Origin of the sequence: Pseudoclavibacter sp. RFBG4 (genome assembly GCF_002931515.1) — a bacterium.
GTDB lineage: Bacteria > Actinomycetota > Actinomycetes > Actinomycetales > Microbacteriaceae > Pseudoclavibacter.
Window position 1 is genome coordinate 1 of the sequence record NZ_PSYC01000023.1, and the last position, 17,123, is coordinate 17,123.

A 17,123-nucleotide genomic window follows, 5' to 3' on the forward strand; every position below is an offset into this window, starting at 1 on the left:
GTCCGGCTGGCCTTCCTGCCCGCCTTCCCCTCACCCCTCCTTTGCTGGTCCCTCCCGGCCGAAGAGGCAGCGAGAAGCAGGTTCCCGCGTTCGCCGGCCTGCTTCTGGCTGACTTCTCGCGCGCGGACGAGGGCGCGCATTGTGCCTGCACGCCCACGACGATCCTGATTGCCGGTAGAGTGCTGTCGTTTGTGGGTGCCGTAGGCTGTCCGCAGCCGCATCAGTGCGGCGATACGCCCATCTGGGTGGTGCGCGGCGTGCAGTCGCACCCCGCTCCACGCGCGAATCCGCGCAGTCACCCCACGTATCTCAGGAGATGCCCCACGTGAAGACCTCGGTCGAACAGATCAACCCGACCCGCGTCAAGCTGACGATCAACGTAGAACCGGCTGAACTCAAGCCATACGTCGACTCGGCCTACCGCACCATCGCAGAGCAGATCCAGGTCCCCGGCTTCCGCCGCGGCAAGGTTCCGACGCCGATCATCGACCAGCGCGTCGGTCGCGCCGCGGTCCTCGACCAGGCGATCTCCGACGGACTCGACGTCTTCTTCAACCAGGCCGTCTCGGAGTCGGACGTGCAGCCGCTCGGACGCCCGAAGGCCGACGTCGTCGAGACCCCGAACGTCGCCGACTTCTCCGGCGACCTCGTCGTCGAGGTCGAGGTCGACTCGCGTCCGTCCATCGAGCTCCCTTCGTATGACGGCATCAAGGTCGAGGTCGAGGCTGCAGTCGTCGACGCGGCTGACGTCGATGAGGAGCTCGAAGAGCTCCGCAAGCGCTTCGGCACACTCGTCACGGCAGACCGCCCGATCGAGGACGGCGACTTCGTGACGCTCGACCTCATCGCCACGGTCGACGGCGACAAGGTCGACGAAGCCGAGGGAATCTCCTACGAGCTCGGCTCCGGCCAGCTCCTCGAGGGCACCGACGAGGCACTCCTCACGCTCACCGCAGGCGAGGAGACCACCTTCCGCTCCACGCTGCTCGGCGGCGAGCACGAGGGCAAGGAAGCGGAGATCACCGTCACGGTGCAGTCCGTCAAGGACCGCGAGCTGCCCGAGATCGACGACGAGTTCGCGCAGATCGCGAGCGAGTTCGACACCATCGAGGAGCTCCGCGCAGACCTCGAGACGCAGGCCAAGAGCAAGAAGACGTTCGCTCAGGTCGACGCGGCCCGCGAGAAGATCGTCGAGCAGCTCCTCGAGCTCGTCGAGATCCCGCTGCCCGAGACGCTCATCAACGACGAGGTCACGCGCCACCTCGAGCAGGAGGGCCTCCAGCCCGACGACGAGCACGGCGTCGAGGTCCGTGCCAACGCCGAGAAGTCGTTCCGCCAGCAGGTGCTCCTCGACGAGGTCATCAAGGCTGAGGGCGTCGAGGTCGAGCAGGACGAGCTCACGCAGTTCCTCATCCAGTCGGCAGCCCAGTATGGCATGGCTCCGCAGGAGTTCATCGGCGTGCTGCAGGAGAACAACCAGCTCCCCGGCATGATCGGCGAGGTCGCACGCTCGAAGGCGATCCTCTTCGTCCTCGACAAGGCCGAGGTCGTCGACACCAACGGCGAAGCCGTCGACATCTCCGAGTTCACGGTCGCCGTGCAGCGCGCCAAGGACAAGGCAGCAGCAGCGGAGGCCGAGGAATCGGCTGACGGCGTCGAGTCCGACGAGGTCGCCGCCGACGAAGCGAAGGACGACGAGGCCAAGTAGCCTCCCGCCCCACCTCGCGAAGCGCCGCCGGCATCACGCCGGCGGCGCTTCGTGCATCCCCTGCCCTTTGCCAGGCACCGTGTGCCGTGGGCGAACAGGCCAGCGCTGGCCTCGTGGCTCCACTAGATTCGGTGACGACCGTTAGGGAAATGGAGCGACCGTGGCTGATATTCAACTGCCGAACAGCGTCTTCGACAGGCTTTTGAAAGACCGCATCATCTGGCTCGGGTCCGAGGTGCGCGACGAGAACGCGAACGAGATCTGCGCCAAGATCCTGCTGCTTGCTGCAGAGGATCCTGAGCGAGACATCTACCTCTACATCAACTCGCCGGGTGGATCGATCACCGCCGGTATGGCGATCTTCGACACGATGGAGTTCGTGCCGAACGACATCGTGACCGTGGGAATCGGCATGGCGGCATCGATGGGCCAGCTCCTGCTGACCGCAGGTGCGCCGGGCAAGCGCTACATCACGCCGAATGCGCGAGTGCTGCTGCACCAGCCGCACGGCGGATTCGGCGGCACGGCGAGCGACATCCAGACCCAGGCGCAGCTGATCCTCGACATGAAGGCTCGCCTCGCGTCGATCACGGCGCAGCGCACGGGCAAGAGCCTCGAGCAGATCAACGAGGATGGCGACCGCGACCGCTGGTTCAACGCCGACGAGGCGCTGGCCTACGGATTCGTCGACCACATCCGTTCCTCGGCAACCGAGGTCACGGGCGGCGGCGGCACCAAGCGCGACGCCGAGTCCACGTCCGAGTCGGCAGAGTAAGGAAGCCAGAGCATATGAACACCCCATTTCTGACCGGCGGCTCGCCGGCAGGCGTCCAGACCCCGTCGTCGCGGTACATCCTGCCGACGTTCGAGGAGCGCACGGCCTACGGCTACAAGCGCCAGGACCCGTACGCGAAGCTCTTCGAGGACCGCATCATCTTCCTCGGCGTGCAGGTCGATGACGCGTCGGCAGACGACATCATGGCCCAGCTCCTCGTGCTCGAGAGCCAGGACCCGGACCGCGACATCACGCTGTACATCAACTCGCCCGGTGGCTCGTTCACGGCCATGACGGCGATCTACGACACCATGCAGTACATCCGCCCAGAGGTCTCCACGGTGTGCCTCGGCCAGGCGGCTTCGGCGGCTGCCGTGCTGCTCGCGGCCGGACAGCCAGGCAAGCGCCTGGCTCTGCCGAACGCTCGCGTGCTCATCCACCAGCCCTCCACCGGCGGTGCCGGCCAGGGGCAGGCGTCGGACATCGAGATCCAGGCGCAGGAAGTGCTGCGGATGCGCACGTGGCTCGAAGAGGCGCTGGCGCGTCACTCCGGCACGTCGCTCGACAAGGTCAACCGCGACATCGAGCGCGACAAGATCCTGTCGGCCGCCGAGGCCCTCGAGTACGGCCTCATCGACCAGGTGCTCACGAGCCGCAAGGGCGCCGAGCCGGTCATCATCGACTAGTTCGATCCGACCGACTCGAACACGCTGCAATGTCCATGGCCGCGCCGGGGGAGTGCCCCTGGCGCGGCCATCCGGGCAATGTCGGCGGTTCGGGTTAGTCTTGGCAGACCGCGAAGGAGGTCCTCATGGCACGTATCGGTGAAAGCAGCGAGCTGCTGAAATGCTCGTTCTGCGCCAAGAGCCAGAAGCAGGTCAAGCAGCTCATCGCTGGTCCTGGTGTGTACATCTGCGACGAATGCGTCGAGCTGTGCAACGAGATCATCGAAGAGCGCATGGCCGATTCCGAGACCAGCGAGGTCAAGGACTTCGAGCTCCCGAAGCCGCGCGAGATCTTCGCGTTCCTCGAGGAGTACGTCATCGGTCAGGAGCCCGCGAAGAAGGCACTCGCCGTCGCGGTCTACAACCACTACAAGCGAGTTCGCGCGCTCGGCCAGATCACCTCGGCCGAAGACCGCGTCGACGAGGTGGAGATCTCGAAGAGCAACATCATGCTCATCGGCCCGACCGGGTGCGGGAAGACCTACCTGGCGCAGTCGCTCGCGAAGCGCCTCAACGTGCCGTTCGCGGTCGCTGACGCCACGGCGCTCACCGAGGCCGGCTACGTCGGCGAAGACGTCGAGAACATCCTCCTGAAGCTCCTCCAGGCCGCCGACTTCGATGTGAAGCGCGCCGAGACGGGCATCATCTACATCGACGAGATCGACAAGATCGCGCGCAAGGCGGAGAACCCGTCCATCACGCGCGACGTCTCCGGCGAGGGCGTGCAGCAGGCGCTGCTGAAGATCCTCGAGGGCACGGTCGCCTCGGTTCCGCCGCAGGGTGGCCGCAAGCACCCGCAGCAGGAGTTCATCCAGATCGACACCACCAACGTGCTGTTCATCGTTGCAGGGGCGTTCGCCGGGCTCGAGGAGATCGTCTCGCAGCGTGCCGGCAAGAAGGGCATCGGCTTCGGCGCCCCCTTGCACTCGAAGAACGACGAACGCGACCTCTACAGCGAGGTGCTGCCGGAAGACCTCCACAAGTTCGGGCTCATCCCGGAGTTCATCGGTCGTCTTCCCGTCATCACGACGGTGTCGCCGCTCGACCGTGGAGCACTCATCGACATCCTCACGCAGCCGCGCAACGCGCTCGTGAAGCAGTACCAGAAGATGTTCGAGCTCGACGGCGTCGAACTCGTCTTCGACGAGGGCGCGCTCGAGGAGATCGCCGACCTCGCCGTGCTGCGGCAGACGGGCGCTCGTGGCCTTCGCGCCATCCTCGAGGAGACGCTCGGGCCGGTCATGTTCGACGTTCCGTCCCTCGACGACGCGAGTCGTGTCGAGATCACTCGCGACGTCGTGCTCAAGAACGCGGCGCCGACGATCATCCCGCGGCCGGAGCTGCGCGCCGAGAAGTCGGCGTAACCGTCCCCGGTTGATCGAGGACGGCAGCGCTTTGTCGCGTCTCAGCGGAAGCCCCGCGTGCACACGCACGTGGGGCTTCCGCTGTTCGCAGGGAACCGCGCTCCCGGGTCGCCCTCGATCCGAGGTGTCAGGTGGACTTCGCTGAGCTGCGACTCGGCAGCACGAGGCTCCTCAGTGCAGACGCGACGAGCCTGAGCCCCCGCCAGCGCCGGCAGGCGCTTGGGGTGCTCTCCGCGGATGACCGGAAGCGCCTCGCTCACCTGAACGATGCCCGCGCGGATGCCTTCCTTGCCGCGCGGCTGCTGGTCAGCGCGGCCCTCGACGACCCCGCACCCCGCCTCGAGGCATCGTGTGGGCACTGCGGCTCCGCCGAGCACGGGAAGCCCCGCCTGCGCGAGCAGGCGATCCTCCTGAGCATCTCCTACGCTGGCAGCGCCGTCTTCCTCGCGCTCGCCGACAGCGACCGTGTCTCGGCCCTCGGGCTCGACGTCGAGGAGTCTGACCTCGAGGCGGGTGCCGGCGCCGTGGCAGAGCTCGAACGCTGGACGGCAGTCGAAGCGGTCCTCAAGGCCGACGGTCGCGGGCTCCGGGTCGACCCGAGCGAGGTGCAGCTCGGCGAGGACGGCCTGGCGCGCATCAGGGACGAGGATGCGCGCTACCGCATCCGCCGGACGCTCGTCGACGGTCGATTCGTGGTTGCCGTCGCGACGGCTACCGCTACCGCCAGCGGCGAGTGACCTTCGCTGCAGGAGGCGGAGGGAGATCGGGGAGCGTGAGCTGATAGAGCCAGGCGTCGAACAGCTCCTGGAGCGGAGCATCCGGAGCCAGCGACGCCGCATGCTCGAGGAACTCCGCCGTCGAGGCGACCGAGAAGCGCTTCACCTGAGTCCAGCTCGTGAGGATCTCGAAGAACGCAGAATCGCCGACCGTGAGCCGCAGGGCGTGCATGGTGAGCGCTCCGCGCTTGTACACGCGGTCGTCGAACATGTCCTCGGCGCCCGGATCTCCGAGCACCAGGTCCTGGGGAAGCTTCGCCAGGGATGCCCGGGCGCCCCGAGCCAGGCTGTCGGCGCTCGGTCCGCCGCTCGCCTCTGACCAGATCCACTCGGCGTAGCAGGCGAAGCCCTCGTTGAGCCAGATGTGCTGCCAGCCCGCGACACCGACGCTGTTGCCGAACCACTGGTGCGCGAGCTCGTGCGCGACGAGGCGCTCCTGGCCGCGCGCGCCGTCGATCTGATTGGCGCCGAAGATGGCCATGCCCTGTGCTTCGAGGGGGATCTCGAGGTCGTCGGCCGTGACGATGACGGCGTACGTGTCGAACGGGTAGGGGCCGAACGTTAGCTCGAAGGTCGCCATCATCTTCGCGAGGTCGGCGAAGTCGGTGCCGACGCGTCGTGCGAGCGAAGGGGGGTAGTGGAGGTGGCCCGCCACTCCCGCGAGCTGCACGTCCTCGCGCTGGTAGCGGCCGATCTGGAGGGTCACGAGGTAGCTGGCGGTGGGGGCCGCTTCCTCGTACACCCAGGTCGTGAGCCCGCCTGAGGCGCGTCTCGAGCTCAGGGTCCCGGTGGCGACGACGTCGTAGTTGCTGTCGACGGCGACCTGGATGCGGTAGCTGGCCTTGTCGGCGGGGTGGTCGTTGCAGGGGAACCAGGTCGGGGCTCCCGTCGGCTGCGAGGCGACGATGATGCCGTCCTCCAGCTCCTCCCAGCCGATGACTCCCCAGCGGGAGCGGCGCGGCCGGGGCGCGCCCTCGTAGATGATCTCGACCGTGATCGCGTCGCCGGCCTCGACCCGCTTCGAGAGCGTGACCTTCAGCTTGCGGTCGCTCTGCTTGAAGCGGGCCTGCTTGTCGCCGCGCACGTTGACCTTGCTCGCGCGGAGCCCCACGAGGTCGAGGGAGAACGCGGTCAGCGGCACCGCCGTGCGGATGCTGAGCGTCGCCGTTCCCGAGAGGCGGTTGTTCTGCATCCGGTACTTGAGCGCCAGGTCGTAGTGCTCGACGCGGATGCTGACGTCGCCGCTCTGCGGCGTGTACGGATTGCCTGGCAGCGGCTCTGCGCTCGTCGCGAGGATCATGAAGCCTTCGACTGGTAGGCACGCAGCTTCAGGGCCCGCCAGGGGCCGATCGGGTTGCCGCTCCAGCGGCTGCCGACGGGTACCGACTCGCCTCGCATGACGAGCGAGGCGGGCCCGACGGTGGCGTGAGCGCCGATGGTGGCGGCGGGGAGGATCACGCTGTGTGGTCCCAGCGTTGCGCCTGCTTCGAGGGTGACGGTGTCCATGCTCATTATTCGATCATGGAACAGGTGAGTCTGGACGACGCATCCCCGGTTGACGGTGGCTCCGTCCCCGAGTGTGACGAGATCGGCCTCCGGCAGCCAGTACGAGTCGCACCAGACGCCCTTGCCGATCTTCGCTCCCAGTGAGCGCAGCCACATCGCGAGTGCCGGCGTTCCTGCAGCTCCGCGCGCGAACCAGGGCGCCGCGACCATCTCGACGAAGGTGTCGGCGACCTCGGTGCGCCACACGAAGCTCGACCAGAGGGGCTGCTCGGAGACGCGGATGCGACCGACGATGACCCATTTGGCGATGGTCGAGATGAGGGCGGATGCTGCGGCGGCACCCAGGAGGACGAATCCGGAGAGCACGATGCTCCAGGCGACGCCGACGGCGGTCTCGATGGCTGCGAGCCCAAGGAGGACGCCGAGGCCCAGCCCGCAGGTGACGATGACGGGCACGATGCGGCACAGCTCCCAGAGGGCACGCGCGACACGCAGCGCCCTTGGCGGGTTGTAGGTGCGCGTCTCGTCTCCGTCGACCGCGACACGGCGGAGGCGGACGGGCGGGGAACCGAGCCAGGACGAGCCGGGCTTGGCCTTCGCCGGGGCGGCGGAGAGGACGGCGACGAGGCCGTCGCGGGGGACGGAGTGCCCGGCGGCGGCCATCCCGGAGTTGCCGAGGAACGCGCGCGCGCCGATGCGCGCTCGCTCGATGCGCATCCATCCGTTGTGCAGCTCGTAGGACGCCACCATGGTGTCGTCGGCAAGGAACGCGCCGTCGTCGATCTGCGTCATGGAGGGGAGCAGGAGCACGGTCGAGGCCTCGACGTCGCGCCCGACCTTCGCGCCGAGCATCCGCAGCCAGACGGGGGTGAAGAGGCTCGCGTAGAACGGGAAGAGGGTGGTACGGGCCGCGTCGAGGAGGCGCTCGATGCACCAGGCCTGCCAGGCGATCCTCGAGCGCACCGGGTGGGTGCCTTCCCTCAGCCCGATCGAGAGGAGGCGTACGAAGAGCACGACGAGGCCGGCGAAGGTGATGCCGGCCGCGATGACGGCGGGGGCGAGCCAGGCGAACGCGGAGAGGGTCGCCTCGCCGAGCGTCCCGGCCCCGCGCATCCCGGCGGCGATGACGAGGCCGCCGACGGCGAACGCGAACAGGGGGAGCAGTGCGAGGGCGGCGGAGGCGATGGCGTAGACGACCGCCCAGCCGGCGGGCTGCGGTGGACGGGCCGCCGGCCAGTCGCTCGCGCGTACCTTGCCGACGCGCACCGCGGGGGAGCCTGCCCAGCTCTTGCCCGAGCGGACCCTGCCGAAGACCGCTGACCCCGGGGCGACTTCGGCGCCCTGCCCGATCTTGGTGCCGGGGGCGAGGGTGCTTCGGGCGCCGACGGTCGCCCCTGCGCCGATGCGGATGCCGCCGATGCGCACGAGGTTGCCGTCGATCCAGTAGCCGGTGAGGTCGACTTCCGGCTCGATGGCTGCGCCGTCTCCGAGCTGCAGCATGCCGGTGACGGGCGGCAGCGAGTGCAGGTCGACGTTGTTGCCGACCTTGGCGCCGAGGGCGCGAGCGTAGTAGACGACCCACGGAGCGCCTGCGAGGCCGACGGCGTCGATCTGCGTGGCCACCTGCTCGGCGAGCCACAGGCGCATGTGCGTCGCGCCACCGCGTCGGTAGTCGCCGGGTCTGAGCCGGAAGAGAAGGATGCGCGCAGCGGCGACCGAGATCGCCATCTTCCCGAACGGGGTCACGAAGACGATCAGCAGGACGACGATGAGCCAGAGCGGCGCATCCGGCAGCACCTCGAAGCCGGGGAGGAGCTGCAGGAGCGCGCTCGCCGCGAGCAGGTAGGTGACCCAGCGCGCGCCGGCCAGGATGTGCAGGGGCAGACCAGCGACGATCTGCAGGATGCGCGCCGAGAGCGGCGTGGGGCCGGGCGTGCTGAACGAGGCGATGACGTCGTCCTCGTCGTCGAGCGCTTCGCTGATGGACTCGGTCATGGCACCGAGGCGGGGGTGGTCGTAGACGTCGGCGACCGTGAACTCGGGCACGCGCGAGCGCACTCGGGTGACGAGCTGGGCGGCCGAGAGGGATCCGCCGCCGAGGTCGAAGAAGTCGGCGTCTTCGCTGCCGACGGGCAATCCGAGCACGGCCTGCCATTGCTCGGCGAGCCAGGCGACGTGCCCGTCGAGGTCGCCGGAGACGTCATCGGCGCCTGGCAGCGGCCAGGGCAGGGCGTTCTTGTCGACCTTGCCGGAGGTGCGGGTCGGGAGGGAGTCGACCTCCGCGAGGAGCGGGACGAGGGCCTTCGGGAGCTGCTCGCTGAGTTCTGCGCGCGCGAGCTGCCGTTCGTAGCCCGCGCCGGTGACGATGTAGCCGACGAGGATCGAGACGCCGGCGGAGGTCGTGCGGACGGCGACGGCCGAGCCGGTGACTCCGGTGACGGCCTGGAGGGCTGCCTCCACCTCGCCGAGCTCGATGCGTCGGCCGCCGATCTTGACCTGGTCGTCGGCACGCCCGAGGAACACGAGGCCGGCTTCCTCGAACTTGACGAGGTCACCCGAGCGGTACGCGCGATCCCAGCCGAGGCTCTCCATCGGGGCGTATTTCTCGGCGTCCTTGGCTGGGTCGAGGTAGCGGGCGAGCCCGACGCCGCCGATGATCAGCTCGCCGGATTCGCCTTCCGCGACGCGCTTGCCGTCAGTGTCGACGACGGCGAGCTCCCAGCCATCGAGCGGCAGGCCGATGCGGATGGGGGCGCTGCCGTCGAGGAGGGCGGCGCAGGCGACGACGGTGGCCTCGGTTGGTCCGTAGGTGTTCCAGACCTCGCGGCCTTCGCCGACGAGGCGCTGCGTGAGCTCCAGCGGGCAGGCTTCACCGCCGAAGATGAGCAGTCTGACCTGCTCGATCGTCTCGCTGGGCCAGAGCGCCGCGAGGGTCGGCACGGTGGAGACGACCGAGATCTGGTGCCTGAGGAGCCAGGGGCCGAGGTCCTCGCCGGATCGCACGAGTGATCGCGGGGCCGGCACGAGGCAGGCGCCGTAGCGCCAGGCGAGCCACATCTCCTCGCAGGACGCGTCGAAGGCGACGGAGAGGCCGGCGAGTACGCGGTCGCCCGGCCCGATGGGGTCGTGCTGCAGGAACAGTTTCGCCTCGGCGTCGACGAACGCGGCGGCGGAGCGGTGGGAGACCGCGACGCCCTTGGGCACACCGGTCGAGCCCGAGGTGAAGATGACCCAGGTGTCGTCGTCGAGGTGGGGGCCCTCGAGGTCGGCGAGGCTCGTGCTCTCCGGATGCGGTGCGCCTTCGTCGAACAGGGGAACGGCTGGGTGAGGGCTCGCTTCGCCGTCGGCTGCCAGCACGAACTCCCCGTCGCCCTGGATGGTGCCTCGCACCTTGGCCTCGCCGAACACGAGCACGGCGCGCTCGTCGGGGTCATCGACGTCGACGGGCACATACGCGGCACCGGCTGCGATGACGGAGAGGATCGCGATGTACAGCTCTCGGGTGCCCGAGACGAGGCGCACACCCACCTTGTCTCCTCGCCGCACTCCCGCATCCTGTAGCCGCTTCGCGGTCTGCGCGACGTAGGCGCTCAGGTCCTGGTAGCTGAGCGGGGCGTCGCCATCGTCGATCGCGATGGCGTCGGGATGCGCGGTGGCCGTGGCCGTGAGCACGTCGATGAGCGTGCGGGGCGTGGGCGCTGCCGCGGATCGGTCCAGGGGGGATTGCACGGAGCAACGCTACCGGGCCAAGGTAACGCGGTGGTTGCCGACGGGGCGCGTGTGGTTCAGGGGTGAATTCGTGTCCGGAACATCGTGCTCCATTGTCGAACCTGAAAATCTCCCGTAAGGCAACCCTTGCCTTACTTAGCGTTACCTAACCGGTTCCACCGGGTGGCGCCCAAGCGTAGGGCTTTCGGTACACGGCACTCGCCGCGCATCTGCGCGCGTGTCGGGGGGCCGTGACTTCTACTCAGGAGAACTCATGACAGCAGTGCAAGAACGGACGGCTGGTCGGTCGTCTGTGCTGGCTCGCGGTGGCGCGACACTCGCCGCGGCAGGCCTCATCGCGGCAGGCCTCGGCCTCGGCGCGGCACCAGCGTCAGCCGCAGAAGGCGACGCAACCGTCGAGAACGTCTCGTTCTCGTGGCAGCTCAACGACGAGACCGGCGGCGGCGCCTACTTCGGCGGCTGCAACTTCCTCGTCGCCGGTACGGCAGGCGACACGGGATCCTCCCGTCTCTGGACCGAAGCCGACGGCTTCTACAGGGCTGCGGAGGGCAACGTGACCATCACGAAGCCGAACGCAGCCGGCGAGCAGATCGCCCCCACCTGGGGCACCAAGTGCCAGAACGCGGCAGGCGCGGCCGTCTCCCCATCACCCGCTTCGACGACCAACAACCGAGTCAACTTCGCGGCTGGCGCTGGAACCGTCAACCCCGCAACCGACACCGGCACCATCTCGTGGGACGGTGACTTCACGATCGTCTTCTACGGCGGCCTGACGTACTGGACGGTCTCCGACCCAGTGCTCGACGTCGTGAACGGAGTCGGAACGCTCACGGGCACCGCCTCCGGATACGGCACGTCGATGGAGGACATGTCGCAGTGGGTCCCGATCGCACCAGAGACGATCGACCTCGCGACGTTCGACGGCGTCGACGTCACCGCGACGGGCATCGAGGTCTCGACGCCCGACTACCTGGGCGTCGAGGTCACCACGGCCGGATCGCCGCAGAACACCACGGCCGCGACGTGGGGCTCCTTCCCGCAGTCGCTCGTCGACTTCAACGCCAAGACGGGCCAGTCGTCGTACTGGTACTCCTCTGGTGGCGCGGCTGACCCGAAGAAGGTCGCGAAGGGCTTCTCCGCGAGCTACGCGGAGATCGCAGCACCCGAGGTTCCCGGCACGCCGGACGGCAACGTGGAGGTTGTCATCCCCGAAGCCGCAGTGACGCCGGTCGACCCCGAGACGGGTTCCTTCTCGTGGGCCTGGGCTGACCAGAACGGCGCCGACCTCGGCACCGCGGTCCAGACCGGTGACACCTTCGTCGCCAACGGCTCGATCAGCGACGTCGCGGTCACGGACACGCGTGCCGGCGGCACCGCGTCCTACGGCTGGACGGTCTCCGGCCAGTCGAGCGACTTCAGCAACGGCACCGACTCGATCTCGGCTGCGAACCTCGGCTGGGCTCCTGAGCTCATCGCGGGCAACGCCGCGAACGTGACCGCTGGCTCGGCGGCTACGGGCCTCAACACGGCGCAGCTCCTCGCGACGTCGAACGCCGCCGCGAGCGCAACGCTCGGTGCGGACCTCACGCTGACGGTCCCCACCACAACGCAGCAGGGCGCGTACTCCGCCACGCTCACCATCTCGGCCATCTCCTAGGTGCCGAGGAGTGCGCGGGAGCCCACCAGGCTCCCGCGCACTCGCACCCCGCTGCACGGGCATCGGCCCTCGCAGCACTCCGCTCCTCCGCATCGCTCGCTCGCTCCGCCGCGGCCCCGCCGCGAGGGCCCCACGTAAGGGACCACATGGCTCTCCCCATCCGTCTCCGCACTCGCGCCACAGCATCCGTCGTTCTCACGACCTCGCTGCTGGCGCTGCTGTCGTTCCTCGCGCCGACCGCGGCGCGGGCCGACACGACGCAGCCGCCCGCATGGAGCATCGACACGGTCGACGGCGACCGAGGCTCTGGGCGACCCAACTTCACCTACGACGTCAACCCGGGCGACGTCATCGCAGACTCCATGACCGTGACCAACACCGGGCCAGGCGCGCTCGAGCTCACGATCTACGCGGCCGACGCGTTCACGACCGCGACGGGCGCCGTCGACATCCTCGAGAACGGGGAGCCGTCGGTGGATGCGGGCACCTGGGTCGCCCCCGGTACAGGCTCGGTCTCCCTCGAGCCGGGGGCGAGCATCGACGTGCCGTTCACCCTCACGGTGCCGGCGGATGCGACGCCAGGCGACCACTCCGCCGCGATCGTCGCCTCACTCCTCCCCGGCGACTCCACCGACCAGGTCAAGGTCGAGCGGCGCCTCGGGCTGCGCATCGACATGCGCGTGAGCGGAGAGCTCGCGCCAACCGCCGAGATCCGCAGCCTCGCGACCGACTGGGGTGCCGCTGGCGTCAACCCCTTCGGCGGCGGCACCACCACCGTCAGCTACGAGCTCGTGAACACCGGCAACGTGCGGCTCTCGTCGCTCGAGGATCTGCGCCTGAGCGGCATCGGCGGGGCCGCCGGAGTCGCGATGACCGGCGGCGAGATCCCCGAGCTGCTCCCCGGATCGGCGGTCACGATCACGCGCGAGATCACGACGGGCGCCATCGGTCCGCTCACCGGTGCCCTCACCGTGTACCTGCAGCCCGTCGGAGCCTTCACGGACGTGCCCGTCGCCGTCACGGCCGACCTCTCGGCGTTCGCTCTGCCCTGGTCGCTCGTGATCCTCGTCGTCCTGCTGCTGCTCGCCGCGGCTGGCATCATCTTCTGGTTCTGGCGTCGCCGTCGGCTCGATCTCCTCATGGCCGGCTACGGCTCCGAGGCGGCGCCGGGGGCAGAGCGGCTCGCTCCTCCCCGGGCTGGGGGTCCAGCGGGAGGCGCGGCGCTCGCGGTCATCGCCGGGATCGCCCTCGCCCTGGCCACCGGCCTCTGGAGCCCGACGCCCGCCGTCGCGGAGCCGGCTCCCACCGCCCCGTCGGGCATCGTCGAGGTGACCATCCCGGCGCCGACGGTCGCGCCCACCTCGACGAGCACACCGACCGGCACGCCGACGAGCGCACCGACGAGCGCCGCAGTGCCGACGACCGTTCCGGCGACCGTTCCGGCGGGCGGAGGCGCGGGGCTCGCGAGCACCGGCACCGAGACGCTCGCCCTCGCCCTCGGCATCGGCGCCCTCGCGCTGACCGCCGGCATCATCCTGCTGCTCCGCCGCAGGGGGCGCGCCGGCTGAGCCGAGCAGAGCGCGCATCCACGCGCATCCACGAACTGATCACACACGACCGAGGAACCCATGCCACTGCCACGCACGCTCCGCCGCTTCCGCCGCTCGACGATCCGTCGCACCGGCTGGGCAGCGCTCGCCGTCGTCGTCGTCTCGGTGCTCTGGGTCAACGGGTTCCACAACATCGGCACCGCAAACGGCGCAGGCAACGAGCAGTGCGTCTCGCAGCCCGTGCAGGCCGACCCCGTGGCCCCCGTGCTCCCGCAGGTCACCTCCGCGGAGCTGCCGGAGCCGCGCAGCATCACCGGCCCGACCACCGCCTACACGCAGACCGCGGCGATCAACCCCGTCACCGACGCGGCCACCGCCGTGCAGCAGCTGCCGACGACGTTCACGAGCTCCGACGGCGCCGCGACGACTGTGACCGACACGACGCGCATCCTCGCCATCAACCAGAACGGCGGCCTCGCCGCAGCCGTCATCGGCCTCGGCTTCGGCTGCAACCTCATCGGGCGCGACACCGCCACCGACATCACGAAGCTCATGCCCGGCAACCAGCAACTGCCGCTCGTCACGCAGAACGGGCACGAGCTCAACGCCGAGTCGATCCTGCAGCTCGCCCCGACCGTGGTCGTGACCGACGCCTCCATCGGGCCGTACGACGTGCAGCTGCAGCTGCGGCAGGCGGGCATCCCCGTCGTCATGGTGCCCATCGCCTACGAGGACGGCGTCGACGGCGTGGCCCCCCAGATCCAGTTCGTGGCGAATGCCCTCGGCGTGCCGGCGCTGGGGGAGAAGCTCTCCGAACGCACCCAGGCCGAGATCGGCACGACCATCCAACAGCTCGGCACGATGGCGCCCACCGACCCGGACAAGAAGCCTCGAGTAGTGTTCCTCTACCTGCGCGGCAGCGTCTACTACTGGTTCGGCGCAGGGTCGGGCGCCGACTCGATCATCCAGAGCATCGGGGCGCGCGACGTCGCGACCGAGGTCGGCTTCGCCGGAATGTCGCCGACGAACGCGGAAGCGCTCGTGCGTGCCGCCCCCGACGTGATCATCGTCATGACCCTCGGCCTCGCCTCCGTCGGCGGCATCGACGAGGCCGTCCAGCTGCCCGGCATCGGGCAGACCCCAGCAGGAGCCAACAAGCGCATCGTCGATATGAGCGATTACGAGGTCATGAGCTTCGGCCCCCGCACCGCCTCCGTCCTCGCGGCACTCGGCACCGCGATCTACGCGCCAGACCTCGCCTACGTGCCAGAAGCGGACCCCGCCGCCAGCACCGGAACGGGCGAATGATGAGAGATGCACACGTGAGCACGGCAACACCGCCAGACACCAGCCCACCGGCCGCACCCCAGCAGCCCCAGCGCCGCCGCCTCCTCGACGGGGCACAGGAGCGGGCACGGCGACGCCCCGATCCGGTCGCCGAGCCGAAGGATGCGCCGCCCCGCACCAAGAAGGCGCGAGCGTCGCTGCTCGCAGCCGTGCTCACGATCCTCCTCATCGCGGGCTGCCTCGTGTCGGCGATGATCGGCCAGCTCTACATCCCGCCGCTCGAGGTGCTCGGCTTCCTCCTCGACCAGGTCGGCATCGACGCCCTGCCGGGCCCGAGCCACGAGTTCGGGGCTGCCGCGCTCGCGGAGGTGCGCTTCCCGCGACTCGTGCTCACCGTGCTCGTCGGCGCTGCGCTCGCCGTCGCCGGCGCGCTCATGCAGGGCATCTTCGGCAACCCGCTCGCCGAGCCAGGCTCGGTCGGGGTCTCGGCCGGCGCAGCAGTCGGTGCGAGCTTCTCGATCCTCTTCAGCCTCACGTTCCTCGGGCCCTTCACGACGCCGACGTTCGCGTTCGTCGCCGGCCTCATCACGACGTTCGTCGTGTACTCGCTGTCCCGCTCAGGCCGGCGCACCGACGTCATCACACTCATCCTCACGGGTGTCGCCGTCAACGCCGTCTGCGGTGCCCTCATCGCGTTCATCACCTTCAGCGCTCCCACGCAGGCGCGCGAGCAGATCGTGTTCTGGCAGATGGGCAGCATGAACGGCTCGCGCTGGGAGCAGGTCTGGCTCGTCGCGCCGCTCATCATCGTCGGGTGCATCCTCGCCATCGGCATCGGCCGCCAGCTCGACCTGCTGTCGCTCGGCGAGAAAGCGGCCCGCCACGTCGGCGTCAACGTCGAGCGCGTGCGGCTGCTGGTCATGATCTACGTCGCCCTCCTCGTCTCGGCCGCCGTCGCCTTCGCCGGCATCATCGCCTTCGTCGGGCTCGTCGTGCCGCACATCATCCGCATGATCATCGGCCCGTCCCACCGGGCGCTGCTGCTCTGCTCAGTGCTCGGCGGCGCTCTGCTGCTCACGATCGCCGACCTCGGCGCGAGGACCCTCGTCGAATACGCGGACCTCCCCATCGGCATGCTCACCTCGCTCATCGGCGGGCCGTTCTTCTTCTACCTCATCAGGCGCAGCCGGGCCAAGGGCGGTGCGTGGTCGTGATCGGATCCATCCTCAGGAACCCCATCCGCAAGCCGCGCGCCACGGCGCCAGGAGACGTGGTGCTCTCCGTGCGCGACGTGAGCGTCGACTTCGGCGAGCGCACCGTGCTCGAGGGACTCGACCTCGACATCCGCGCCGGTGAGGTGCTCGCCCTCGTCGGCCCGAACGGCGCCGGCAAGTCGACGCTCATCAACGTGATCACGGCCGACGTGGACGCGCGCAGCGGCACCGTCGAGATCGACGGCCTGCCCAGCTACGCCTGGACCAACACCGAGCTCGCCATGCGCCGCGCGGTGCTCCTGCAGCAGGTCGACATCGCCTTCCCGTTCTCGGTCGAGGAGGTCGTCGACATGGGCCGCGCGCCCTGGCAGCAGGTCAGCGAGCGCGACCGCGACGACCTCATCACGGCGGGCGCGATGCGGCGCACCGACATCGACCGCTTCGCAGACCGCCACTACCCGTCACTGTCCGGCGGCGAACGGGCGAGGGCCGCGCTCGCGCGAGTGCTCGCCCAGACCGCCTCGGTCATGCTCCTCGACGAGCCGACCGCCGCCATGGACATCAAGCATCAGGAGATGGTGCTCGACCTCGTTCGCAGCTACGCGAGCACCGGATGCGCCGTCGTCATCATCGTGCACAACCTCGACCTCGCCGCCGCCTACGCCGACCGCATCGCGCTCCTCAGCCGCGGCCGCATCGTCGCCGACGGGCCGCCCGCCGACGTGCTCACGGCTGAGCTCATCTCGCAGGTGTACGAGCATCCCGTGCACATCCTCGAAGACCCCTTCACCGGGTCGCCGATCGTCGTCCCCAAGCGCGCCCCCTCCCGACC

Annotated in this window: 12 protein-coding genes; 10 read left to right on the top strand and 2 right to left on the bottom strand. The window is 69.3% G+C overall.

Annotated elements, in window-relative coordinates; all coding sequences use genetic code 11:
* Window positions 1-325 precede the first annotated feature (325 nt).
* From tig to C5E10_RS06960, 5 genes are all read left to right on the top strand, one after another.
* The gene (tig, locus tag C5E10_RS06940; RefSeq protein ID WP_104331019.1) at window positions 326-1,708 is read left to right on the top strand and encodes a trigger factor; all 1,383 of its coding nucleotides are present in this window, start codon (window positions 326-328) and stop codon (window positions 1,706-1,708) included.
* Between the two features lie 160 nt (window positions 1,709-1,868).
* Window positions 1,869-2,483, top strand: a complete 615-nt coding sequence (locus C5E10_RS06945) for an ATP-dependent Clp protease proteolytic subunit (RefSeq protein WP_104240770.1) — start codon at window positions 1,869-1,871, stop codon at window positions 2,481-2,483.
* A gap of 14 nt (window positions 2,484-2,497) precedes the next feature.
* Complete coding sequence (locus tag C5E10_RS06950) at window positions 2,498-3,169, top strand: ATP-dependent Clp protease proteolytic subunit (protein ID WP_104240771.1); 672 nt, start codon at window positions 2,498-2,500, stop codon at window positions 3,167-3,169.
* Between the two features lie 125 nt (window positions 3,170-3,294).
* Complete coding sequence (gene clpX, locus C5E10_RS06955) at window positions 3,295-4,572, top strand: ATP-dependent Clp protease ATP-binding subunit ClpX (RefSeq protein WP_104331020.1); 1,278 nt, start codon at window positions 3,295-3,297, stop codon at window positions 4,570-4,572.
* Between the two features lie 131 nt (window positions 4,573-4,703).
* On the top strand, window positions 4,704-5,309 hold the full coding sequence (locus tag C5E10_RS06960; RefSeq protein WP_104331021.1) for a 4'-phosphopantetheinyl transferase superfamily protein: 606 nt from the start codon (window positions 4,704-4,706) through the stop codon (window positions 5,307-5,309).
* On the opposite strand, the gene C5E10_RS06965 is transcribed toward C5E10_RS06960, so the two are convergent.
* Together C5E10_RS06965 and C5E10_RS06970 are read right to left on the bottom strand one after the other, a co-directional pair.
* Entirely contained in the window at window positions 5,290-6,648 is a 1,359-nt protein-coding gene (locus C5E10_RS06965; protein ID WP_104331022.1) for a M1 family metallopeptidase, read from the bottom strand. The two genes, C5E10_RS06960 and C5E10_RS06965, sit on opposite strands and share 20 nt — an antisense overlap.
* On the bottom strand, window positions 6,645-10,583 hold the full coding sequence (locus C5E10_RS06970) for a Pls/PosA family non-ribosomal peptide synthetase (protein WP_104331023.1): 3,939 nt from the start codon (window positions 10,581-10,583) through the stop codon (window positions 6,645-6,647). Before C5E10_RS06970 ends, C5E10_RS06965 begins: the two co-directional genes overlap by 4 nt.
* Before the next feature lie 253 nt (window positions 10,584-10,836).
* Here C5E10_RS06970 and C5E10_RS06975 point away from each other — a divergent pair, with 253 nt between their 5' ends.
* The 5 genes from C5E10_RS06975 to C5E10_RS06995 form a co-directional block, all read left to right on the top strand.
* The gene (locus C5E10_RS06975; RefSeq protein ID WP_104331024.1) at window positions 10,837-12,240 is read left to right on the top strand and encodes an HtaA domain-containing protein; all 1,404 of its coding nucleotides are present in this window, start codon (window positions 10,837-10,839) and stop codon (window positions 12,238-12,240) included.
* A 146-nt stretch (window positions 12,241-12,386) separates the two neighbouring features.
* On the top strand, window positions 12,387-13,808 hold the full coding sequence (locus C5E10_RS06980) for a hypothetical protein (RefSeq protein WP_104331025.1): 1,422 nt from the start codon (window positions 12,387-12,389) through the stop codon (window positions 13,806-13,808).
* 60 nt (window positions 13,809-13,868) lie between these two features.
* On the top strand, window positions 13,869-15,098 hold the full coding sequence (locus tag C5E10_RS06985) for a hemin ABC transporter substrate-binding protein (protein WP_104331026.1): 1,230 nt from the start codon (window positions 13,869-13,871) through the stop codon (window positions 15,096-15,098).
* A 14-nt stretch (window positions 15,099-15,112) separates the two neighbouring features.
* Window positions 15,113-16,291, top strand: a complete 1,179-nt coding sequence (locus tag C5E10_RS06990) for a FecCD family ABC transporter permease (RefSeq protein WP_374953489.1) — start codon at window positions 15,113-15,115, stop codon at window positions 16,289-16,291.
* A partial coding sequence (locus tag C5E10_RS06995; protein ID WP_104331028.1) for a heme ABC transporter ATP-binding protein occupies window positions 16,288-17,123 on the top strand: 836 nt, incomplete at its 3' end. The genes C5E10_RS06990 and C5E10_RS06995, both read left to right, overlap by 4 nt.